This window comes from Rheinheimera sp. D18 (assembly GCF_004345025.1).
Lineage (GTDB): Bacteria > Pseudomonadota > Gammaproteobacteria > Enterobacterales > Alteromonadaceae > Alishewanella > Alishewanella metallidurans.
In genome coordinates this window covers 2,889,002-2,913,000 of sequence record NZ_CP037745.1, presented here as the reverse complement: position 1 = coordinate 2,913,000, position 23,999 = coordinate 2,889,002, and the positions used below count along the sequence as shown (strand labels likewise).

The 23,999-nt window shown below is 44.4% G+C and carries 18 protein-coding genes; 8 read left to right on the top strand and 10 right to left on the bottom strand.

The genetic code is table 11. The features are described 5' to 3' along the window. Positions 1-10 precede the first annotated feature (10 nt). Positions 11-1,570: a sodium:solute symporter gene (locus E0Z06_RS13635; RefSeq protein ID WP_132585758.1), complete on the bottom strand. Its 1,560-nt coding sequence runs from the start codon at positions 1,568-1,570 to the stop codon at positions 11-13. Between the two features lie 171 nt (positions 1,571-1,741). Here E0Z06_RS13635 and E0Z06_RS13630 point away from each other — a divergent pair, with 171 nt between their 5' ends. The 6 genes from E0Z06_RS13630 (at position 1,742) to E0Z06_RS13605 (ending at position 12,357) form a co-directional block, all read left to right on the top strand. Further along, entirely contained in the window at positions 1,742-3,622 is a 1,881-nt protein-coding gene (locus E0Z06_RS13630; protein WP_132585755.1) for a glycoside hydrolase family 3 protein, read from the top strand. After that, positions 3,622-4,815, top strand: a complete 1,194-nt coding sequence (locus E0Z06_RS13625; protein WP_132585752.1) for a heparan-alpha-glucosaminide N-acetyltransferase domain-containing protein — start codon at positions 3,622-3,624, stop codon at positions 4,813-4,815. Before E0Z06_RS13630 ends, E0Z06_RS13625 begins: the two co-directional genes overlap by 1 nt. A gap of 736 nt (positions 4,816-5,551) precedes the next feature. Continuing rightward, positions 5,552-8,395, top strand: a complete 2,844-nt coding sequence (locus E0Z06_RS13620; RefSeq protein WP_165907407.1) for a TerB N-terminal domain-containing protein — start codon at positions 5,552-5,554, stop codon at positions 8,393-8,395. A 3-nt stretch (positions 8,396-8,398) separates the two neighbouring features. Further along, positions 8,399-9,706: an ATP-binding protein gene (locus E0Z06_RS13615; RefSeq protein WP_132585746.1), complete on the top strand. Its 1,308-nt coding sequence runs from the start codon at positions 8,399-8,401 to the stop codon at positions 9,704-9,706. Continuing rightward, on the top strand, positions 9,703-11,910 hold the full coding sequence (locus E0Z06_RS13610) for a DEAD/DEAH box helicase (protein ID WP_132585743.1): 2,208 nt from the start codon (positions 9,703-9,705) through the stop codon (positions 11,908-11,910). The genes E0Z06_RS13615 and E0Z06_RS13610 overlap by 4 nt, the downstream gene beginning before the upstream one ends. Before the next feature lie 69 nt (positions 11,911-11,979). Further along, entirely contained in the window at positions 11,980-12,357 is a 378-nt protein-coding gene (locus E0Z06_RS13605) for a hypothetical protein (protein WP_207903098.1), read from the top strand. Between the two features lie 29 nt (positions 12,358-12,386). Here E0Z06_RS13605 and E0Z06_RS13600 read toward each other — a convergent pair whose 3' ends face one another. The 6 genes from E0Z06_RS13600 to E0Z06_RS13575 form a co-directional block, all read right to left on the bottom strand. After that, positions 12,387-13,484, bottom strand: coding sequence for a transporter substrate-binding domain-containing protein (locus E0Z06_RS13600; protein WP_132585740.1), 1,098 nt, complete (start codon positions 13,482-13,484; stop codon positions 12,387-12,389). A 97-nt stretch (positions 13,485-13,581) separates the two neighbouring features. After that, complete coding sequence (locus tag E0Z06_RS13595; RefSeq protein WP_132585737.1) at positions 13,582-14,448, bottom strand: D-amino acid aminotransferase; 867 nt, start codon at positions 14,446-14,448, stop codon at positions 13,582-13,584. A gap of 143 nt (positions 14,449-14,591) precedes the next feature. Next, entirely contained in the window at positions 14,592-15,437 is an 846-nt protein-coding gene (locus E0Z06_RS13590) for a glutamate cyclase domain-containing protein (RefSeq protein ID WP_132585734.1), read from the bottom strand. Then, complete coding sequence (locus E0Z06_RS13585; RefSeq protein ID WP_132585731.1) at positions 15,438-16,379, bottom strand: biotin-dependent carboxyltransferase family protein; 942 nt, start codon at positions 16,377-16,379, stop codon at positions 15,438-15,440. Continuing rightward, positions 16,376-17,068, bottom strand: coding sequence for an allophanate hydrolase subunit 1 (locus E0Z06_RS13580; RefSeq protein ID WP_132585728.1), 693 nt, complete (start codon positions 17,066-17,068; stop codon positions 16,376-16,378). The genes E0Z06_RS13585 and E0Z06_RS13580 overlap by 4 nt, the downstream gene beginning before the upstream one ends. Further along, complete coding sequence (locus tag E0Z06_RS13575) at positions 17,065-17,790, bottom strand: 5-oxoprolinase subunit PxpA (RefSeq protein WP_132585725.1); 726 nt, start codon at positions 17,788-17,790, stop codon at positions 17,065-17,067. The genes E0Z06_RS13580 and E0Z06_RS13575 overlap by 4 nt, the downstream gene beginning before the upstream one ends. A gap of 255 nt (positions 17,791-18,045) precedes the next feature. Between E0Z06_RS13575 and E0Z06_RS13570 the strand changes: the two genes are divergently transcribed. Further along, the gene (locus E0Z06_RS13570; protein WP_132585722.1) at positions 18,046-19,053 is read left to right on the top strand and encodes a 2-oxoglutarate and iron-dependent oxygenase domain-containing protein; all 1,008 of its coding nucleotides are present in this window, start codon (positions 18,046-18,048) and stop codon (positions 19,051-19,053) included. A 12-nt stretch (positions 19,054-19,065) separates the two neighbouring features. Beyond that, complete coding sequence (locus tag E0Z06_RS13565) at positions 19,066-20,226, top strand: PLP-dependent aspartate aminotransferase family protein (RefSeq protein ID WP_132585719.1); 1,161 nt, start codon at positions 19,066-19,068, stop codon at positions 20,224-20,226. Positions 20,227-20,231: 5 nt separating this feature from the next. Here the strand turns inward: E0Z06_RS13565 and E0Z06_RS13560 are convergent, their stop codons facing one another. The 3 genes from E0Z06_RS13560 to E0Z06_RS13550 form a co-directional block, all read right to left on the bottom strand. Beyond that, entirely contained in the window at positions 20,232-21,017 is a 786-nt protein-coding gene (locus E0Z06_RS13560; protein ID WP_132585716.1) for a putative hydro-lyase, read from the bottom strand. A gap of 61 nt (positions 21,018-21,078) precedes the next feature. After that, positions 21,079-23,163 (bottom strand): ATP-dependent DNA helicase RecG, encoded by a 2,085-nt coding sequence (recG, locus tag E0Z06_RS13555; RefSeq protein WP_132585713.1) that lies wholly within the window; start codon positions 23,161-23,163, stop codon positions 21,079-21,081. Further along, on the bottom strand, positions 23,163-23,999 hold the full coding sequence (locus tag E0Z06_RS13550; RefSeq protein WP_132585710.1) for a transporter substrate-binding domain-containing protein: 837 nt from the start codon (positions 23,997-23,999) through the stop codon (positions 23,163-23,165). Before E0Z06_RS13550 ends, recG begins: the two co-directional genes overlap by 1 nt.

Below are 23,999 nucleotides of genomic sequence, written 5' to 3'. Positions count from 1 at the left end.
GATATTATTCCTATACTACTAGTTGCTTCGTACTAGCAGAGCCACTTAAGCAGACTAAAGTTGCTATAAAAGTGCCAATACAGAGTTGCCAGGTAAAGCCTAAATCTAACGCTGCCAAGGAAGGGCTAAGGTATTGTAAAACATAGGGCTGCAGTAATAGTGTGACGACAAAGCCGCTTAGTAGCGCGGCAGTTACCGAATAGCGGTTACCGCGACGACTAAATAAGGCAGTAAAAAATACGCCCAGTAATCCACTGTATGAAAACACCATTACGCTAAGGGCAAAGGCTAATAACGGCATGTCAGAGTATTGCTGCCAGTAAAAGCACAGTATGGCCATTGCAGCCAAGGTTATAGCCGTAATTAACATGCCAAATTGCCCCGCACGAACAAAATGTTGCTCAGTTGCAGCGGGTTGTCGTTTCAGTTTCCACGGTTTATACATATCAGCCACTAATACGGATGACATAGAGTTTAACCCTGATGTTATGGTAGAAAGTGCGGCGGCAATGACGCCCACAACCACTAAACCACGTAACCCTGACGGCATTTCATTTAATACATAGTACATAAATACTGTTACTTTTTCGCCGGCAAAATTGTCGGCAAAGTTTTGTGTCGGGAGATATAAATCGGGCCGTTGGTAAAAAATATACAATAAAAACCCAATTAGAATAAACACCAACATGGTAGGGATCACCATTAACGCAGAGCTTAGTAATGCGCGCGCGCCAGCTTTGCTGTCTTTACAGGTTAGCACCCGTTGCGTCATATCTTGATCTAAACCAAACGCAGCAATATTTAGCAGAATAAAGCCCGTTAGTGCCGACCACATATTAAATACGCCGGCAGAGCTAAAATCAAACTGCCAATCAAATAACAGTAGTTTAGATGGTCCGCCTTCAATCGGGTGTTGTAGTGCGTGAGTCAGTGTGCCAATGTCTAAGCCAATACTGTGATACAAATACCCTAACACTAATAATGCCGCTAAAATATATACCGCGCATTGCAGCGCATCGGTATAAATAACTGAGCGTATACCGCCTACTACCGTGCAAGCTAGGCCAATAAAGGCCAGTAATACCACGGCTGCTAGCACGCTACTTGCGTCTATATTGTTAAATAACAGCATAGCTACGGCAATTGCTGCCATATATAACCGCGCGCCGCTGGCAAAAACACGGCCAAACAAATACATTTGCCCCGCGTGTTCTTTGGCGCTGGCACCAAAGCGCTGCTCTAGTAACTCGTACACGGTAGTAACTTTAAGTTGGTAATAGCGTGGCAACAAATAGCGGATCACAATAAAGGTCGCAATGAGTGCGCCAATATTGGTGGCGATATAACTAAGGTTGCCGCGAAAGCCCATGTCGGGCCCGCCAAGAAAGGTAGCGGCAGATTGTGAAGTGGCAAGCACAGATACGGCAACGACCCATACTGGCATGCTATTAGCTGCAAGAAAATAATCGTTACTATTACCCGCTTTTTTCCGGTTTACTAACCAGCCGACTAATACTAATAAAGTGAAGTAAGCAAAAAATACTGCCCAGTCTAATAGTGTCAGTTGCATGTATAGCTCATCAAAAGAAGAAAGTACTTAACCATAGCATAATGTATAGTTGACGAGTAAAGTATTCATTTAAATTTAGCTTGTGTGAATAATTTATTTTTGTTGTACTGCGACCAGCTTTCGCCACAATAACAGGATACCGTCGTGAACGTTCACTTTTTTAGGAATGCTATGTCATGCTTCAGCCGTATTTCTCTATTTTTGCTCAGTACCGGCACGTTAAGTTTACCGGTGTTTGCTATGCCTGTTGAAACTGCCATGCCAGCCGCCAATATAAAACAAATGCTAGGCCAAAAACTGATGTTAGATTTGCGATATTACTGTGCGCAAATTCCGGTTAATGGCCAGTGTCGCACACCCATGACCCAGCTTCCGCCAGAACTATTTGCGTTAATACGCGATTACGATATTGGCGGCGTTATTTTATTTGCTGAAAACTTAGTTGATATTAAGCAAATTGTGCAGCTTAACCGCGACTTACAGCAAGCTGCGGCTAAATCTACGCTTAAGTTACCGCTGTTTATTAGTATTGATCAAGAGGGCGGCCGGGTTGCACGTTTACCGCGCATGTTGGCTACCTCGTTTGCCGGCAATATGGCAATAGGCGCAACCTACGCTGAGCATGGCACCGCTTTTTCCAGCCAAGTAGGGCAAGTATTGGCCGATGAATTGCTGGCTCTGGGGATTAACCTTAATTTTGCGCCGACTATAGATGTAAACGTTAACCCAGATAACCCAGTCATTAATGTGCGCGCCTTTGGTGAAGATGCAACTATGGTGGCCGAGCTTGGTGGTGCTATGACAGCTGCGATGCAACAGCAAGGTATGATCGCAGCACTAAAACACTTCCCTGGCCATGGTGATACCGAGGTAGATAGTCACTTAGGTTTGCCGCGAGTTGAGCACAGTAGTGAGCAAATTCGCAACGTAGATTTACTGCCGTTTGCACAAATTATTAAGCAGCATAATCCAGGAATGATTATGACCGCGCATATTCAATATCCGGCATTAGATAACACCACCTTTGTGTCAAAAGATGGCGAAACCATGCTAAAGCCGGCGACGTTATCGCATAAAATTTTACAGGGCGTATTACGCGACGAACTAGGCTATAACGGCGTAATAGTAACCGACGCGCTAGATATGGCCGGTATTAGCAAATTTTTTAGCCACACTGAAGCGGTAGTGCAAACCTTTGCTGCCGGTGCTGATATTGCGTTAATGCCAGTTAAATTACAGCATCCAGCTGAGCTAACGGCGCTATCAAGCTTACTTGATGCCTTGCAAGCTGCGGTAAATGACGGCGTTATTGCTAAACAAGAGCTGGCAGCATCTTATCAGCGCATTGTGGCATTAAAACAACAATACCCGCTGTTACCGGCAATCGCCTCGGCTGATAAGCAAGTACAATATGCGCAGCAGTTATTGGGAAGTGCTGAGCATCGTCAAGCTGAATTAGCTTTGGCAAAAGCTGCATTAACCCAGGTAAAGCCGAGTTCGAGCACGTTGCCTTTTACACTGAAGACAATGAAAAAACTGTTGTTGATTATGCCGGATACGCAAAAAGGGCAAGCATTAGCTGCGGCATTACAACATTATAGTAAGCAACGCTTTATTATTGATATTATAAGTTTACAGCAAACCGATTTAAGCCTAGCGGCTAAAAAAATTGCCACAGCTGATGTGGTTATAAGTGGTTTTATCTCGCCAATGCAAAGCTTGGCCGATATTGGTGGCATGGACGATTTAACCGGTATAGCCAATATTGCTGCGGCCTATCAGCGGCAGACCTTGCAATATGAGCATCTATTACCGCAAATTAAAACACAGCACAAACCGCATGTTTTTTTAAGCTTACGTGCACCTTATGACATAACTCGTTATGGGCAATACGCTGATATTGTCTTGGCAACTTATGCCTATAATACCGCTGAAGATGTTACAGCGATGGGGGCGGGTAATGCCACCTATGAGGCGCTGGCTCAAGCACTGTTAGGCCAATATAAGTTAACCGGCACCTTGCCGGTAACCGTAGCAGCGAGTACAAACTAATGTTTGCTGCAATTAAGCGACACTGTCAGGCAATTTTGTCACAGACGCCAACTAACCGCTTATTGGCGTTAGATGTGTTGCGCGGCCTAACTATTACCGCCATGATTTTGGTTAATAACCCCGGAAGCTGGAGTTATGTATATGGCCCATTGCGCCACGCAGAGTGGCATGGCTGGACGCTGACCGACCTTATCTTTCCGTTTTTTATTGTTATTGTTGGTATTTCGTTGCAGCTTAGCTTGCAGCGCCAGCAGCTGGTTGGCAAGGCAGCCGCGATAAAGCAGGCGCTAATGCGCTCGGCAAAATTGTATTTGTTGGGGTTGTTTTTAGTACTGTTTTATTACAATTTTCGCGATGCAAATTACAGCTACATTGAACAAAAGCTGATGGCAGTCAGGGCGCTTGGCGTATTGCAACGCATTGCGCTGGTTTACTTTTGCACCGTGCTTATTGCTTTGTCTTGCAGCACTCGTGGCCGTATCACCGCTATCTTTGGTTTATGTGCAGCCTATCTTGGCGCTATGTATTGGTTGCCATATCAGGATGCACAAGGTCAGCAGTTTGTTGGGCTATTCGAGTTTGGCAACAGCTTTGCTGCCTGGCTAGATAACGCCGCACTAGGTGCTAGCCATGTTTATTATGCTAAAGCCACACCCTTTGCTTTTGATCCAGAAGGTTTATGGTCAACTCTGCCGGCTATTGCTAGCTGTGTTAGCGGTTTGCTGATTGCCCAGTGGTTACAAGCAGATCGCTCGGTAGTGCAAAAACTACGAGGTCTGTTGCTGTTTGGTATTATTGCTGTATGGCTGGCTGAGTTGTGGCATTTTACCTTACCCATTAACAAAGCTTTATGGACGCCCAGCTTTGTATTGCTGAGTAGCGGCTATTGCGCGATCGCATTAGCGGCTTGTTTATATTTATGTGATGTAAAAAAGTATCGGCTATGGGCCGCGCCCTTTATTGTATTTGGCGCGAATGCCATTTTGTTTTATATGTTTTCCGGTATTGTTGCTAGGTTACTTGGTATGATTTCGGTAGGGTCAGTTTCACTACAAAGCTGGCTATTTAATACTATTTACCAACCCATGCTGGGCGATTTTAATGGTTCACTTGGCTTTGCGCTGAGCTTCTTAGCGGTATCTTATATCCTAATGTATGGCTGCTATAAGCGCGGCTATATTTTTAAGGTGTAAGTTAAAATATAACCGCGGTTGGGTGATCGGTTGATGCGGTTTTATTACACTTGTTTATGCTTGAGACCAAGCCGAAACTGCCACTCACCAAAGAGCCAATTTAACATCTATGCAGCAAACAGGTTTAAAACTGTGGTGATAGGAATAAATATAATAGCTGCAGCCAAGAAAGAATTCATAGTCTAGCGACGTAGTGGTAGATTAAGCATCATTGTCCCTTATTGAAACTCGTTAACTATCTGCCGTTGACCATGGCGAGTTAACCCCTGTTACAACGGTTCAGTTTCAATAAACCTATAAAAATGTAAGGGCTGTAGAGTTTATTTTTTAGCTGTGCAAGCTTGAATTTTAAACGTAGCTGTGCACTTTTTGAAGCACTGCGGCATTAAGCGTGGCGTATTTGTATCTATTGATGAAAGTAGTGCTCCCTTGAAAGCTAATGCGTAGGCCGCTCTATCTCAGTTAGTGACTTTGAGCTTGTTTAAATTTAAATTAGTTTTTGGAAGGAGGCTTTTTAATCAATCAAGTTAATATGTACACCGTCATCAAATTCCAGCTTCAACAAATTAGTTGATACAGCACACAGCACAACATGCTATCAATTTGCGTCTGTGAATCAGAGATCATGCCTGTACTAATAATCCGTACCTATTATACAATCTAATTTGCTGGTATTTTCGCCACACTTTAAGTGTTCAAAATTACGCAGATGAGCACGACCATAAGGTATTCCATTTTGGCCATATTATTAATTTTACTATCCGCAATTCTTCTTTATTTCATTATTGAGTATTTTAAAAACGAAATTAAAGTTCAAAATGAAGAACGCGCTAAATACCCCAAGCCAATCAAGCGAGCGAAACAGAGTGAGCCCGCGCCTGAAATTACCGCTGAGCTGGCGCCTGATGAAATGATTTTCGAAGATGCATTGCCAAATCACGATCACCTTTTTGAAATCAATTGCCACGATGCACTCGATGAGCCCCAAACAGCACAAGAGGTCATCGATCCAGAGGATGTTGTCGTTAAAGAACCCGTATATTTGAAGGGCCTTAAATTGGATGTAAACCAAGCCTCTAAAGTTGTAGAGATTCTGATTGAAGATGGTTTTTTAAAAGGGGCTGATATTACCAATGGCAGGGCATATATAGCTCAAATAATGAGAGCGGCTGACTCTGCTAGCACTTCACCTTCAAATGAAGCTGCAGTGGCTATAGAAGAGATTAGTACACCTGAAGTGCATGTTGCAGCACCACTAACCCATAATGATGATGCAAATACTGATGCAATACCTGATGAAGATGATTTCGGTGTTTTTAACTTCTCACAAAGCGAGTCAGCTTCAAACCAAGAGGGCGGGGTTACGCTAACCCACTTCATCAACCCTAACCCTGTTAATAGCAATGCAACGGCTGGCGCTCTTTCTAATGAGATTGGCCGCTATGAGGGTAGCTTCTTTTCACACATTGCTAATGAACAAGAAAAATCCACAAACAAAGAAATAGGTCGATGGATAAAGCCTGAGCAGCCTATGCAAATCAACAAGCGGATAGTGCCAAATGGTTTCTTTTATTATGGTGGCGTTTTACCCTCTCTTAGTGGTGAGTTAATAGAGCCATCACTTGTTGATCCAAAATTAAAAGCTTCTCAACCACAAAAGTCGAACTCAGTGCATTCTGATCATTTTGATGATCAACTTAGCGAATGGTCAAGTTACGCATCGATATCACCTGCGAATAGAGGCATTTATCTCGATTGGCTGGCCTCAGACAGAAGCACCATACCCGGCTCTATTCATTACTTAACAATTTACTTAGGTGGAATTGAGCGAAGAGTATTTGAAATACTTCAGGGCCATGAAGTGACAGCTGATGAAATTGTCCAACTTTATGAAGAAGTTCTTCGTTTGTATTATGTCCCTGCCTATGAAAACAGATTTTGTGATTTTGCTTCAGATCTAATGCAGCTTATGGCTATTTTTTACCCAGACATTTTGATGCAACGGCATAAGCAGAAATTCACCACTGAAGCACTTAATCAATTACAATTAAAAATAAAGCTAGGTACGCAGCTTGTCGAACATGGCAGGATAGATGCACAACAAGCATATGCTTGGATGTCTCACTGGGGCTATTCTTTACGTAGTACTGCTGCCCAGCGGTGTGCGCAGGAGTTTAAAAAACTCTTTACAATAAGGTTTAATGATTTATACCCCAAAGGGCTGGCTATAAAAGCTAACAAAACGAAGTTGCAAATCCCTTACTTTCCCATAAACACAGGCAATAGAGGGCTTAAATTCTATTACAAAGACCTTCCAGATATTGGTGCACTTAGCGCACCTTGTGACCGGTTTGAAGAAATTTCAAAGTCAGTTGTATCTATATTGCAGAGTTATAGTCGCTACTTAGGTCAATCGGGCAAACAGCGTACTGATTTAGAGGCGATACTTTTATTGCCAAAAGAGCTTTCCAGTGAGGCTGAATCGCCCAAGCTTGAAGCACTTAAGGCATGGATGATGTTAACCATCCAAGAGCATAACGGGGTTTCTACGACGCGTGAAATTTTAACGCAGGGTGCTATTTCCATTCCAAACTCCTTTAATTTATCCATCGCTAATCTATTCAGCAGCTTGATGAACAAGTTAGAGATGGATTATGTCCCTAACACTAGATGCTATAGCCATGCACTTAGTTTCGATGAACCTATTATTTTTTTCCATGCACCTACTAACGGTGATAAATTATTCTTCCCGGAGCCCTCGTTTCATGCAATTAGCTTGGGAATTCGCTTGAGTTTATCTATTGCTACTATTGCTGGCGCTCGTACAGAACACAAGATTGCATTATTAAAAGAACACATCCAAAACACGCATTTTGTTAATCCAATTGAAAGGCAGCTTCATACTACGTATATAGAATGGCTAACTAAACGACCTATCAATTTAAATGGTATTAAACCATTAGTTGCCAAGCTCGAAAGTAAACACCTACAACACGTAAAGCCTTTTCTACTTGCTATGTGCGCCAGCGATAGAGATATCGACCCAAAGGCAATTAACCAACTTCAAAAGTGCTACACCATACTTGGTTTTGATAAGAACGCGGCACTAACTGATATCCATAATGTAGCTGCAGGCAAACTACCACCAGACCAAATCACTGATCATGTTGGCGCTAATCAATTACAATCTAAAAGTGTAGCGCCAAAAGCCTTTTCTCTTAATGAAGATATTATTGCTCAACATGAAAGTGATACGCATGCTGCAAAATCGATGCTTGAAAGTATCTTTGTTGACGACACTGAAGTTGAGCTTGCAGTAGTGGAAAATACTGAGTTGATAAACAGTAATGGTGGCACCGGCTTAGATGAGGCACATAACAGCCTGTATGTAGCACTGATACAAAAGCAGGAATGGTCTAGAACTGAAGCACTGGCGCTTTGCAAAACGCTTAATCTCATGCTTGACGGTGCCATAGAAACAATTAACGATTGGGCTTATAGCAAAGTTGATGCTCCAGTACTTGATGATGATGGTGATATTTGTATCGACCAGGATATAGTCGAAGAACTCAAAGGATAGATAATGTCAGTTAAAAAAATACGCTCAAAAGAACGGGATACTATTATTCAATCCCTTAAGGCCGGTGTAACGCCCAAAATTGGTATACAGCACATCCAAGTTGGTCGTGTTAATGAACTTAAGGCGCTTATTCAAGATGTTGAGCGTATTACCAACGGCGGCTCGATCTTTAGGCTTATTATTGGTGATTATGGCTCTGGTAAAACGTTCTTTTTAAGTGTAGTAAAGGCAATCGCCTTAGAGCGTAAGCTAGTCACGGTTAATGCTGACCTATCGCCTGATCGGCGCCTGCACGCAACAGCAGGTCAAGCTAGAAACCTGTATGCTGAATTAATGCGAAACATGTCTACGCGTAACAAGCCTGATGGAAACGCTTTAACTAGTGTCGTAGAGAAATTCATTACTGAAGCACGTAAAGATGCTGACGCGTCAGGTAAGCAAACGATAGACGTGATCCACCAAAAACTCGACTCACTGTCAGAGCTGGTAGGAGGGTATGACTTTGCCAAAGCTATTGAAGCTTATTGGACCGGTCACGAGCAGGATAACGAAACGCTTAAATTAAATGCCATTAAATGGTTGCGTGCGGAATATACAACCAAAACGGAAGCAAAAAGGGACTTGGGCGTCAGTAATATTATTTCAGATGCGTCATTTTATGATTCGCTTAAAATCCTAAGCTTGTTTGTGCGTCAAGCCGGTTACGATGGACTTCTGGTTAATCTTGATGAAATGGTTAACCTGTATAAGTTAAATAATACACAAGCTAGAACCTCTAATTACGAGCAAATATTACGAATTTTGAATGATTGCTTACAAGGCAGTGCTGAGCATCTTGGTTTTCTATTGGGAGGTACGCCTGAATTCCTTTTAGATCCACGCAAAGGTTTATATAGCTATGAAGCGCTTCAATCTAGACTTGCTAGCAATAGCTTTGCAAAACAGGCTGGTGTTATTGATTACTCATCCCCAGCATTGCATCTCGCTAGCCTGACACCTGAAGAGCTGTACATACTGCTTAAAAATTTACGGCATGTCTTTGCTGAAGGTGATGAAACAAAATACCTTGTCCCAGATGCGTCGTTAAAGTCATTTTTGCAGCATTGCAGTCAGAATATTGGAGAGGCGTACTTTAGAACACCACGTAACACCATTAAGGCCTTTTTAGATATGCTATCGGTTATTGATCAGAACCCGTCCATTTCATGGGATAGTTTAATCACGTCAATAGCCATAGAAGAAGATAAGCCGTCAGATCTTGATGTTACTATAGAAGATGAAGACACCGAGCTTGCAGACTTTTCACTATGAGTAATGCCTTTGATAAATTACACCCTAAAGTACAGCGTTGGGTGTATCAACAAGGTTGGCCAAGCTTAAGGGAGATACAATCAGCGGCGATAGAGCCCATTTTACGCGGCAATACAGATGTGCTAATCAGTGCCTCAACCGCAGCCGGTAAAACCGAGGCTTTTTTCTTGCCTGCTATCAGTGCTATCGCTAATCAAGAGCGTGGAATTGGTATTCTTTATATTAGCCCACTCAAAGCGCTTATTAATGATCAGAATAGGCGATTGGAGACTATGTCGGATTTACTCGGTTTGCCGGTAACCCCTTGGCACGGTGATAGCTTACAAAGTAAGAAAAAGAATCTTCGCGCTACCCCATTAGGGGTTGTGTTAATCACGCCAGAATCACTTGAGTCATTAATCATTCGCGAGCCCGGTTGGGTTGCCTCTGCTTTTGCAGAATTACAATATGTCGTCATTGATGAGTTTCACGCGTTTATAGGCACTGAACGCGGCCAGCAGCTTATGTCACTGCTTCATCGTCTAGAGCAATTACTTAACCGGCTTAAAAAGCCTATACCGCGTATTGCACTAAGCGCTACGCTTGGTAACCTTGAGAGTGTACCGGCCTCTCTAAGGCCAAATGGCACCATGCCCTGTTGTATTATTAAAGATGCTGGCACTACGTCAACGTTAAAAATTCAAATTAAAGGTTATATTAATCCGGCTAAATTAGCTGATGATGAGCATGACACTAATGATAAATTGAATGAACCATCCAATTTAATTAACGACCTGTTTAAATTCTGCCGTGGTGGTAACCATTTAGTCTTTGCCAATAGTCGTAAACGCACAGAGGAATTAACCGCCGATCTCTCTGATATGTGCGAAGAGCAATGTGTACCTAATGAATTTTTTGCACACCATGGCTCCTTGTCTAAAGAGCTTCGTCAAGATGTTGAAAAGCGCTTACAGCAAGAGCAATACCCGACAACGGCCATTTGCACCATGACGCTTGAGCTAGGCATTGATATTGGCAAGGTAAACACTGTCATACAAGTAACGCCTCCACACTCAGTATCTAGCTTGCGCCAGCGGATGGGGCGCTCTGGTAGGCGGGGAGGGCCATCTACGCTTAGAATGATGATTAGCGAAGAGGAGATCACACAGCATTCAGACATAACAAGTAAGCTACGCTTAAAGACAATTCAATCATTGGCGATGATACGGCTACTGATCAGCAGTAAGTGGTATGAGCCTGCAGATACGTCGTTGTACCACTTTTCAACGTTATTGCATCAAGTACTAGCCATAATTGGGCAGTGGGGCGGTGTACGGGCAGAGCAATTGTTTGCGATCCTTTGTAAAGACGGGCCATTTAATAAAGTTAGCGCCAGCGACTTTAAGTCGTTACTGATCCATATGGGTAAAACCCAACTTATTACGCAGCTCGGTAGTGGAGAATTAACGCTAGGGGTTGCTGGCGAACGTATTGTTGGTCATTACACCTTCTACGCCGTATTTCAGACGCCTGAAGAGTATCGAATTGTGACCGGATACAAAACTCTTGGAACCATTCCAGTAGATAGCGTGTTACTTCCTGGTCAACACATTGTTTTTGGCGGAAAACGATGGAAAATTAAAGATGTTGATACCCAAAAGAAAGTTATCATGGTTGAGCATTCAAAAGGGGGTAAAGCACCACACTTCGACGGTGACGGCATGTCAATTCATGATGCAATACGCCAAGAGATGTTTACCATTCTCAAAGAGGCTGAGTATAGAATTACAGTAGGCGATAAAAAGGTTGATTTTGCCGATCCAGTAATTAAGTCTCTATTTGCTGAGGCAGTCACATACTTTAATGCGGCGGAACTAACAAATAACGCTTTCTTACAAGATGAGAGCACAGTACATATTCTCCCTTGGCTTGGTGACAAAACCACAAATACCCTTTTGGCCTTACTCAACCGTAAAGACTTTAAAGCTTCTGTAAGTGCTGGCGTCATCTCAGTAACCCAAACATCCATTGATGAGGTGAAGATGGCTTTGAAAGGCAGCTTTGAGCATGGAATTATTACCGAAACTGAGCTGGCGCAGAATGTATTGATAAAAAATATTGAAAAATACGACGAGTATTTGCCCAGTAATTTATTAACACTTGATTATGGCGCAAAAGCGTTTGACACCAAAGCGGCTCTTAATTGGATTAACTTAAATACCTAATATTAACAGTTAACCGGTATCACCATTTTCTAATGCGCATTACCAAAGCGCTCGATATGGCTGGCTGAGTTGTGGCATTTTACCTTACCTATTAACAAAGCGTTATGGACGCCCAGCTTTGTATTGCTGAGTAGCGGCTATTGCGCGATCGCATTAGCGGCCTGTTTATATTTATGTGACGTAAAAAAGTATCGACTATGGGCCGCGCCCTTTATTGTATTTGGCGCGAATGCCATTTTGTTTTTTATGTTTTCCGGTATTGTTGCTAGGTTACTGGGTATGATTTCGGTAGGGTCAGTTTCACTACAAAGCTGGCTATTTAATACTATTTACCAACCAATGCTGGGCGATTTTAATGGTTCACTTGGCTTTGCACTGAGCTTCTTAGCGGTATCTTATATCCTAATGTATGGCTGCTATAAGCGCGGCTATATTTTTAAGGTGTAAGTTAAAATATAACCGCAACTTAGGTTTATTTATTGCTCGCCATCAAAATAACTGGCTACGCGCTGCGGCCAGTTGGGTGCATTAATCCTATTTAATAAGCTGGCATTAATTTTTTCCCGTAACGGGCTGTTGTTAGGTAGCACAAACACATAATCTTGTCGGGCTAAGGTTAATGGCAGTACTTGTAACTTGCCAGAAAACTGCTGATTAATCGTCCAGCGTAATAGTGGCTCATCATAAATAACCGCGTCTACCTTACCGTCTTTTAACTGCTCTAATGCTTGAGTTAAATCAGTCGCTTTGTTGTAACTTAGTTTACGGCTATCTAACCATAGTGAGCTGGTGCTGCCGCTAAGGCTGGCAATATGCATACCTTTTAAACCATCAGCATGGCTTAGTCTGTTACTTAACTGGCCTACAGTTAAGGCACTGGTGATTGATGCGGTAAAAAATGACACAATAATTAACGCGGTTAGCATCCAGACTAGCCCTAGCAAGCGGCCACCTACGGTTTTAGGTGCAATATCGCCATAACCAACGGTAGTCATGGTTACCATTGCCCACCAAAAGCCAGAAAATAGGCCTTGCGCGGTACTGCCGCCAAACTGCTCTTGGTTGCGTTTGTGCTCTAACAGCCAAACAATAAAGCCAACGATTAATAATACGATGATTAATAACGTGATAATTTTTAAAAATGCCTCTGAGGCTAATGCAGATAAAACAGCCATCCAGCCTGATGACCATTCGCTACGTACAGCTACTGATAAGCCAGAGCTGCTAACGGTATGCGTAAAATCCATCTTCGCTGCGCGTTCAGCGGTTGCGGTAATCGCGCCTAAGCCTAAATCAATACTGCCGTTAGTGGCCGCGTTTAATAAGTCAGTTAAACCATAGGGCTGGTATTCAAACCGCCAACCATGTTCATCCGCAATTTCTTGCCATAAATCTATAGATAAGCCGCTATAGGTTTCGCCATCGTACATTACAAAGGGTGGTGCTTCTTTAACGCCAATGCGTAATACTTTGTTCTCAGTAGCGCTAGTTTTATCTTGGCTATAGCTCGGCGCACTGGTAGTGAAAAGTATCAATATGAAGAAAAAAAACAGCGGAAATAGCTTAGATGACATGAATGTCCTAGTTAATTTAAAGCGTGAATGTAAAAAATAATACAATATTTAGCCAAGTAACGCATTAACTTGGCTAAAATATCTGGTTTAGGCAGGGTTAATAATCGAACTTGTATGCGCTAAATAGCTGTTGTGCCTGAAGCCAAACATCGCCAACGTGGCCATTACCAACCGGTTGGTCGTTAACCCGTAATACTGGGGCAATTTCTTTGCTAGAACTGGTTAGCCATATTTCATCGGCGGCTAATACTTCAGCTTCGCTAATATCACGCTGTTCTACTTTAAGCTGGCTGTGTTGTTCTAGTATGGCTAGTAGTACTTGCCGGGTAATGCCCGGTAGCAATTTGCTGCTTAACGGCGGGGTAGCAATAATGCCGTTTTTCACGACAAATACGTTAACGGCTGCGCCTTCGGTAAGGTTGCCGTGTTGATCAAACAGCAGTATTTCTTGTGCGCCCTGGGTTTGGCTTTGCTGATAATGCAGCACGTTACCCAGTAATGACGTTGATTTAATATTACAGCGCTGCCAGCGCAGGTCTTGCCCTGTTACCACGGTGTAGGTGGTGGCTTTAGCTTTATCAGCAATAGGTTCAGGCGGAATAGCAAAAGCAAAGCCAAATACAGTAGGCGTAACATTTGCTGGAAAGGCATGGCCACGTTTGGTGTCAGTGCCGCGGCTTACCTGAAAATACACACCTAGGTTACTACCTAGCTCGGCGCTGTTATCGGCAATAAGTTTATTGGCAATTTGCTGCCAAGCGTCATGGTTAAGTTTTATATCTATAGATAACTGGGCAAGGCCGCTGTGCATGCGATCAATATGTGGGGTAAAACCAACAAAACGGCCGCCGTAGCTGGGGATCACTTCATAAATGCCGTCACCGAATAAAAAACCACGGTCCATAGGCGATATTTTTGCCTGTTCGGCTGGTAGAAAATCACCATTTAAATACACTGTTGTCATAGCTGTTCTCGTATTAAAGCCGTTTAGTTGCTGTTTATGTTCGTCGAACCGATTTGCCCACGCCAACACGCCGTAAATACGTCCATGTAGGCTCGTTTCCGCCCGTCCAGGGCTACAACGGTCGGCTTAGGGCAAACCGGTTCTCAGTAAGTCAGAGCACGTAAATCGTTAATTAGGTTTAAGCCTTCGGTATGCGCCAAGCCATCTTCAGTTAAGGTATTTAGCCGGGTTACGCCATCAACACTGCCTTTGCTTGATAAGTACTGCAAAATAGCCAAGGGGTTCGCATGTTTCAACAAATCTTGACCACGCAGTGCGCTAAGCATTGCAGCAATACCCCAAGCAGCCCAGTTTGATACATCGGCAACAATTAATTCATCGCACTCTGTAACCGCTGGCGTAATATTTAGCTGACTAACGGCTTGTTGCAGGTTACCCATGCCAATTTCGTTACCGCCATCGCCTATCGCAATAGTGGGGCAGGTGGCGAGATTTAAAAAATAGTCGAAACTGGCGCAGCGCGCAGAAATATCTTCACCGCGCATATTAAAATAACGCTGCTGGGCATTAAACCCCGGCCGCTCAATACAAATAACCAACTGTGGCTGTAATTCAGCTAGCGCTTTTTCTGCAATAGCAGGCAGTGCATGATACTGGTTTACGGTAATTTGATGGCAACGATACTCTTGCTTTAGTGCGCTGTACAGTGGGTTGCCACAAACAATAATTGGTGTTGCGCCTAAAGCTTCTAGCATTTGATATAAGGCTATAGCACCAGCTGGACCGTCGGTTTCAAAGGTATCAAGCACCGGAAAGCCAGTACCAATTAGCACATTACCACGACACTGATTTATTAAACGCGCAGCACGCATAATGTAGCCTGGTCGTAATAGTGGTTGTAACGTAGCCATGCCACGCGGATTTTGTCTTACTAGTAAGCGTTCTATTTTCTGGCTAAGTGCCAGATAGTCGGTACATTGTGCTGACATTTAATGGCTCACTAGTTGGTTGGTTAGCGCAGAAAAACGTATTTTAGCTAAGTGCAGCGCATGCTGTGCATGCTCTGCACTAATTGGCGTAAAGTATACTTTAGTGCCGGCAGTAGCTTGTGCTAATAACGCACAATCTAATGATAATACTGAGCCTATTTTGGGATAACCGCCCAGTGTTTGCCGATCATTGAGTAGCACTATAGGTTGGCCATCGGGTGGAATTTGTACTGCGCCATAGCAGATCCCCTCTGACAGCAATTGGCTTTGTTGGCAAGCAATAGCGGCACCGGATAGCTTGTAGCCCATGCGATCAGCTTGTGGCGTTACCGTATAGCTATGTGAATAAAAGCGTTGGCGTTCAGCACTGGTAAAACTACTTACCTGATAGCCTTCAATTAGTCGTAGCGTAAGCACACTATTAATTTGCGGGCGCAGCGCTTGCGGTAAACTTAAGCGTGGCAAGTTGCTTACCATTGCTGCTGGCAATATATCGTTGGCTTGTAACTTATTACCATTTAAACCGCCAATGCTTTCGCGTAATACAGTAGAGCTACTATTAAACTGCAGCTTAATATTAAAACCACCGGCTACGGCGACATAGACTCTTAAACCTTTAGTAACCATGCCCAACTTGATAATGTCGCCTGACTTAACTTGGTGTACAGTCCATAATTGTAGCGGGCTATCATTAATACTCAGTGCTAGCTCGGCACCAGTAACGGCAATATAACTATTGCAGTTAGCTTGTAGTTGTAAACCACCAACACTGCATTCAATTAAGGTGGCGTTGGCGTGGTTGCCCAATAGTCGGTTAGCCCAAAATGCAGAGGTTGTATCCATGGCCCCGCCGGTGGTAAGGCCTAGCGCGCCTTGGCCAAAACGTCCCTGATCTTGCAGTAAGCTAAGTATGCCCGGGTTAATAACACGAAAACCGCTCATAGTTCACCGCCAAGACGCAGAAATTCATGTTTATCAATAGCAACAAAGCGCACCTCGTCACCTACCGCAACCGGCATCACGGGCGTGGTGTCTGGATTAAACATTTTTGTTGGGCAAAGGCCAATTAGATTCCAACCGCCGGGTGATACCGATGGGTATACCGCCGTTTGCCGATCGGCAATAGCAACTGCACCGCGAGGTACCTTTGCGCGGGGCGTGGCTAGGCGTGGCATTTGTAATAGTGGGTCTACTTCGCCTAAATACGCAAAACCTGGGGCAAAACCTATGGCATATACGCGATAACTAATCGCCTGATGGCGCCGTATTATTTCATCAATACTAATATTTTTACTGCGGGCAATCAGCGCTAAGTCGGGCCCGCTTTCCGTGCTGTAATAAACCGGTAGTTCAACCAGTTTGCCGGTTTGCTGTTGCTGAGTAGACAGCTGTGTTAAGCATTGCTTTAGCTGAATTTTTACTTGGTTTAAATCAGTTTTAAACGGGTTAAATACAATAAGTACAGACGCATAAGATGGTAGTAAGTCGACTAATGATTCGCCAAGCTCCGCGCGTATTAGTGCACAGGCGTGCTGCACCGTGGCCGAAATAACCGGGTCGATACGCTGCGCAAAATACAGCATTAACGCATTTTCACCGGCTGGCGTTAGGCTGTATTGCAGTTGATTCATGCTAATAGCGTCCGAATTTTTTCTATCTGTGCGACAGCGATCTTATTATCGCCATGCACGCATAAGGTATCAGCGCTAAGCGCAAGTGTGTTGCCAGACTCTGTGGTTACTGTGCCGTGTTGTATCAATTGGCGAACCTGTGCCAGCATCTCTTCTTCGTGTAATACCGCACCGGCTTGGCTGCGGGGGGCTAGTGTGCCGGCATCGGTATAGCGGCGATCGGCAAAGGCTTCAAACAATAAAGTTACGCCTTTTGCTGCGGCCAGTTCGCGGTAATGTTGTTGCTGCGTAGTGGCTAATATCATCAGTTTAAGTGGCTGGTAGTAGCCAGTAACGGCGTCAAGCACCGCAGAGAACACTGCTGCTTTGCTCATCATGTCGTTATATAACGCACCATGGGGTTTAATGTAACTTAAGTTTAAACTGTTGCTGCGTGCCATACCGTCTAAGGCGGCAATTTGGTAGCGCATACAGTTAACAATTTCATGGTGCGACAACGCCATGCTGCGCCGGCCAAAGCCTTGTAAATCGGGGTAAGATGGATGGGCACCAATAGTAACGCCATATTGTTTCGCTAAATTAAGCGTATGCGCCATTACATCGGCATCACCGGCATGAAAACCGCAGGCGATATTGGCCATATCAATATGCGGCATTACCGCAACATCCAGCCCCATTTGCCAGCTACCAAAGCTTTCGCCCAAATCACAATTGAGTTTCATGGTTTATCCCAAACCGTACCGCTGAGTGTTAACAGTGTGCGATAGCCTAGAAATGAAGTCTAGTCAGATGTGGCGCACCGTCATTGTATTTTATCGCAAGGCTTAGCAAGCTAACAATAACACTCAAATTAAAGATGTCTAGATATTAAGATGGCTTGTTATTTCCGTTTGGTATATCAAATGGTTATTTGGTCGTTTTTTAATATGTGTAACAGCCTAAAATAGCCGCAAATATGTTTTATGGTTAGGTGAATAATGACTTCGTTACAGCTTCCGGTGTTGGACATCAGCCTATTGCATGGCAATGCGGTGTCACGGCAACATTTTTTACAGCAGCTGGCAGTGGCTGCGCGTGATATTGGCTTTTTCTATTTGATTGGCCATGGTATTTCTACTGGGCAACAACAGCAAATTTTGCAATTGGCGCGCCAGTTTTTTGCCTTGCCAGAGCCTGAAAAGCAGGCCGTGAGCATGGTTAATTCTGCGCACTTTCGTGGTTACACTCAGGTGGGCGGCGAGCTAACGCAGGGGCGAGTTGATCAACGAGAACAGTTTGATATTATGCGTGAACAAACCGCGCTTGCACTAAACTCAGCTATGCCAGCATGGCAGCGCTTAATTGGGCCAAACCAATGGCCCGCCGCGCTACCTTTAATGCAAACGGCTTTATTGCAGTGGCAGCAACAGCTTTCTGAGCTTAGCGTAACTTTACTCAGTGCTTTTGCAGAAGTGTTACAGCAACCAGCAACAGCGTTTGCTAACACACTTCAAGATGGCGCTTATACGCATATGAAGCTGATCCGTTACCCGGGGACTAGTGCGGTGGCGCAGCAAGGTGTTGGGGCGCATAAAGACCCAGGCTACTTAACCTTGGTCTTGCAAGATCAGCATTCAGGGCTGGAGGTATTAACCGATAATGGTTGGGTTGATGCGGCGCCGTTAGCGGGTGCTTTTGTTGTAAATATAGGTGAACTATTAGAGTTGGCATCTAACGGTTATTTAAAGGCGACACTACATCGTGTTGTTAGCCCGCCCAAAGGCATTGAGCGTTTTTCTTGTGCGTTTTTTATGGCGGCACAGCTTGATGCCACAGTACCATTATTAAATTTACCGGCCGAGCTTGCGGCACAAGCAAAGGGCCCTGCTAGTGATCCAAACAATCCGTTATTTTATCAAGTAGGTGAAAATGTGTTAAAAGGACGCTTACGCTCACACCCTGATGTGGCACAGAAGCATTATGCAGCGTTAACCCAGGTAGTATAAAGGAGCCAACCAATGAAATTTAAAACCCAGCTATTACATAGTAATGGCGGTGCAGACGCGCAAACTGGCGCCCTAACCACACCTATTTATCAAAGCAGCACCTTTACTTATGGCACTGCCGCAGAAGGAAAAGCCCGCTTTGCCGGTGAGCAACCGGGCTTTATTTATAGCCGAATGGGTAATCCAACGGTGCAGGCCTTAGAGCAACAATTAGCGAGATTAGAAGGTGCTGATGAAGCACTGGTTGTCGCCAGTGGCATGGCCGCGGTAAGTAGCATATTTTACGCTTTAGTGAGCCAAGGCGATGAAGTTGCCTTTATTGATCCGGTGTACGGCGGCACAGCGGCATTTTTAGTTAATACGCTAACTCGTGCAGGTATTAAGGTAACGCGCTATCAAAGTGATGACGAATTAGTGGCAAATATCAGCCTCGCGACTAAATTGGTGTTATTTGAACCCATAACTAATCCTAATTTACGCGTTAGTGATTATCGTAAAATTAAAATCGCTGCGGCAAAAGTGGGTGCTATTACGGTATGTGATAATACGTTTTTAACGCCGTATTTGTTTAAACCGCTTGAACATGGCATTGATATTGTAATGCACAGTGGTACTAAGTACTTAAGTGGCCATGGCGATATTATTGCCGGCGTAGTGGCGGGGCGGCGCGAGCTAATGCAACCTATTCGTACTATTGCGTTAAAGCATATTGGTGCACCTATTGGCCCTCAAGAGGCGTATTTGTTGCAGCGCGGCATGCGTACTTTAGCACTGCGTATGGATGCGCACTTAGCTGGAGCTACCGAAGTGGCCACGTACTTAGCACAGCACCCTAAGGTTAATAAGGTAATGTTTCCCGGTTTAACCAGTGATGTTGGTCATAAAATACTTGCTGAAACGGTTGGCGCTTTTGGTGGCATGATTAGCATTGAGCTGGCCGGCGGGTTTAGCCGCGCGGCGCAGTTTTTAGACAAATTGCAGTTATTTACCCAAGCGGTAAGTCTAGGTGATTTAGAAAGTTTGGCTTGTCATCCTGCGAGCACTACCCATGCGGCGATGGACCAAGCTAGCCGCCTTGCTGCTGGCGTTAGTGACGATTTAATTCGCTTTAGCATTGGCGTGGAAGACCCAGCAGATTTAATTGCTGATTTACAACAAGCCTTAGAGAATTAAGCGTATTAGAATACCGACAGTTTACTATTAGGTAAGTCGGTAACTAACATATACCCAGGGCTGTGGCTAATGCAGATGTCTAATTTTGCATTAGCTATCGCCACTTGTGGTGTTACGCCACAGGCCCAGAATACCGGCACTTCACCGGTTTTTATTGTTACTGCATCGCCAAAGTCGGGTTTATTAATATCGCTAATACCAATAGCAGCAGGATCGCCAAAATGCACCGGTGCACCGTGCACTTGCGGAAAGCGTGAGCAGATTTGAATAGCACGAATGGCGTCGGCTGGTCGCATCGGCCGCATACTTACCACCATACCGCCAGAAAATACGCCGGCAGGTTCACAAGCAATAGTTGTGCGATACATTGGCACGTTAACTTGCTCGGTAATATTACGAATTTCTAAGCCATCGGCAATTAATGCTTCTTCAAATGAAAACGAACAGCCAATTAAAAAGCTAACAAAATCATCCTGCCAATACGCTTTAATATCGTTAACCTCGGCAACCAGTTTGCCTTGTTTAAACACCTTATATTTAGGGACGTCGGTGCGAATATCCAGATCGGCGGCTAATTGTGGCATATCAACCGCACCGGGTGTGGCCGACATGGCTAACAGCGGGCAAGGCTTAGGGTTAAAATGACAAAACTGTAAAAAGTCAGCCGCATATTGTTTCGGCATTATGGCCAAATTGGCTTGCACGAAGCCCGGCGCTTGGCCCGAGGTATTACGATTAAAGCTGCCGGCACGTATTTGCTGGCGCAATTGAAAAGGGGTAAGCACTGACATAATAAGCTCCGAACAGACAATGAATAGGCAAAGCTATACTCGGGTATAGCTCAAGTAATTATTAGGCGTTGCTGTATATCTCTTTGTTCGCTAACCAACGTTTAATTAGCTGTAAGCTGGCAGCCTGGTCTTGTTGCCATAATTGCGTGGCAATTTGTTGCGCCGTAGGCAGTAGTTCAGCATCACGACTTAGATCGGCAATTTTAAACTGCAAAACGCCAGTCTGTCGGGTGCCAAGTAACTCGCCCGGGCCACGTATTTCTAAATCACGTTGCGCGATAACAAAACCATCATTGGAATCGCGTAATACTGCTAACCTAGCTTGCGCCGTTTTTGATAATGGCGCGTGATATAGCAACACACAATGCGAAGCTGTGCTACCCCGACCTACGCGACCGCGTAGTTGATGTAATTGCGCCAACCCTAAGCGTTCGGGGTTTTCAATAATCATTAAACTAGCGTTGGGTACGTCGACACCCACTTCTATTACTGTGGTTGCAACTAATAGATCTAATTCTGCATTACTAAACTGCTGCATAATATTTTGTTTTTCAGCTGATTTTAGCCTGCCATGTACTAAACCAATTTTTAACTCGGGCAAGGCTAACTGCAAATTTTCTAGCGTATCTTCAGCGGCCTGACATTGCAGCGTTTCCGACTCTTCTATGAGCGTACATACCCAATAGGCTTGACGCTGCTCACTAATAACAGCTTGGCGTACACGCGCAATAATATCGTCACGGCGGGTGTCTGGTATCGCCACCGTGGTTACTGGTGTTCTACCAGGGGGTAATTCATCAATAATTGACGTATCTAAATCGGCGTAGGCGGTCATGGCGAGTGTGCGAGGAATAGGCGTTGCGGTCATAACGAGCTGATGCGGATACACACCGGGTATGCCGCCTTTTTCGCGCAATGCTAAACGTTGATGCACGCCAAAGCGGTGTTGCTCATCAATAATAATCAATGTTAATGCTTTAAATTCAACCTGTTGCTGAAACAAAGCATGAGTGCCAACTACCATTTGCGCGCTACCATCGGCAATAGCCGTTAGTGTGGTTTGCCGCGCTTTACCCTTAGTTTTACCGCCTAACCAAGCAACACTTATATTTAGTGGCACAAACCAGCGCGTAAAGTTTGCCGCATGTTGTTCTGCTAATAATTCAGTTGGTGCCATTAGTGCCACCTGATAACCATTACCAATGGCAGTTAATGCGGCAAGCGCGGCCACTAAGGTTTTACCTGAGCCAACATCGCCTTGCACCAAGCGCAGCATAGGTAAGTTTTGGCTTAAATCGTGGCGTATTTCCGCTGTTACTCTGCGCTGGGCATGAGTAGGAGCAAAAGGCAGTGCCGCTAAAAATTGCTGCTCTAACGCACTATCAGTCGGTAGTGCGATACCGCGTTGTTGCTGGCTTTGGCTGCGTAATTTATACATACTCAATTGCTGGGCAACCAGTTCTTCAATAATTAAACGTTGCTGCGCTGGGTGCTTGCCCAGTTCTAGCAGCTGTAAGCTGGCATCTGGCGGCGGTCGGTGAATATAATTAAGCGCTTCACTTAGTGACCAAGGTTGTTGCAATAGCTGCGCTGGTAAATATTCATCGGGTGGGCTTTGGTGTAAACGCTGTAGTGCTGCGTCGGTTAAATTGCGCCATGTGGCTTGGCGTAAACCTTCGGTAGTGGGGTAAATAGGCGTCAGAGTTTCGCTAACTTCAGCGATAAGTTCATCATTGTGCAGCCGATATTCTGGATGTAACATTTCTAAGCCACGCATACCCCGTTTGGCTTCACCAAAACAGCGTAGTAGCACGCCCGGCGTAACGGCGTTTTTTTGCGCGGCGCTAAAATGAAAAAAACGTAATGTGAGATAACCACTGCCGTCTTTAATTTTTACTAGCCAACTACGACGTTTACCAAATTGTATTTCGCTACTTACTACTTCTCCCAACACCGTGCCGTGCATCAGTGGCATTAAATCGGCAATAGCGTATATACGGGTGCGATCTTCGTAACGCAATGGTAGGTGAAACAGAATATCTTGAATACTAAAGATCCCAAGCTTTTCAAGCCGTTCTGCCGCCTTGGCGCCGACACCTTTAATGCTGGAAATAGACTGATTAGCTAACGAGTTATGCGCGCTCATTAGGGAGCTGGGCTTTCCGTTGAGGTTAGTAAAGGTTGTATGAGTTTGGTGTCGTATAACCGAGTTACTGTGCCGTCTTTAATCATCGCGTTTAGATGCTGGCGTAATTCATCTAACATAGCAACATGCTGGCTATTTCTCGACAAGCCAATATGAATATAACCACTATTGCCACGGCTGAAATCTAACGGTGCTTTTTGAAAGCGGTAAGTGTAACCGGAAATGTTATTAATGGCGTCGGTGGTGCTAATTGTGGGTGAAATTATGGCATCAACCCGACCGCGTAATAATAGTTCTAACGCTGCTTCAATAGAGTCTACGTCGGTAACGTGTCTTGGATGTTGTTGTAAATAGGCCATGGTATCGGGGCTATATAAGTAGCTACGAATACGCACTAGGCTCATGTGGCGCAGTTGCTCAGTGGATTCAATAATGCGTTTATCGTTGTGACGCAAAAACAAGCTTTCAGGCACCGTTTGTCGGTAAGGCAACATATGTATGATGCGGTTACGTTCAGGGCTGTATCTTAGGTTAGACATTAAATCTACCTTACCCTCTGCCATTAAACGCAAACAGCGGGCACTGGCAGTGCGTGGTGTAAACGTGAGTTTAAAGCCAGCACGGCTTGCTAGTTCGCGCATTAAATCAACGGAAAGCCCGTATGGTTCTGCAGTGTCTTCATAATTATGAAAACGCGAAAAGTGATCTAAGCACCATATTAGTTGCGGCTGTGCGGTATCTTCTCGTGGTAGCAATTCTTCAGCCCAAGCTGACGCGCCAGTTAACAAACTGGTTAGCAACAGCAGGCTGATGAAGAATTGCTTTAGCAAAGGCAT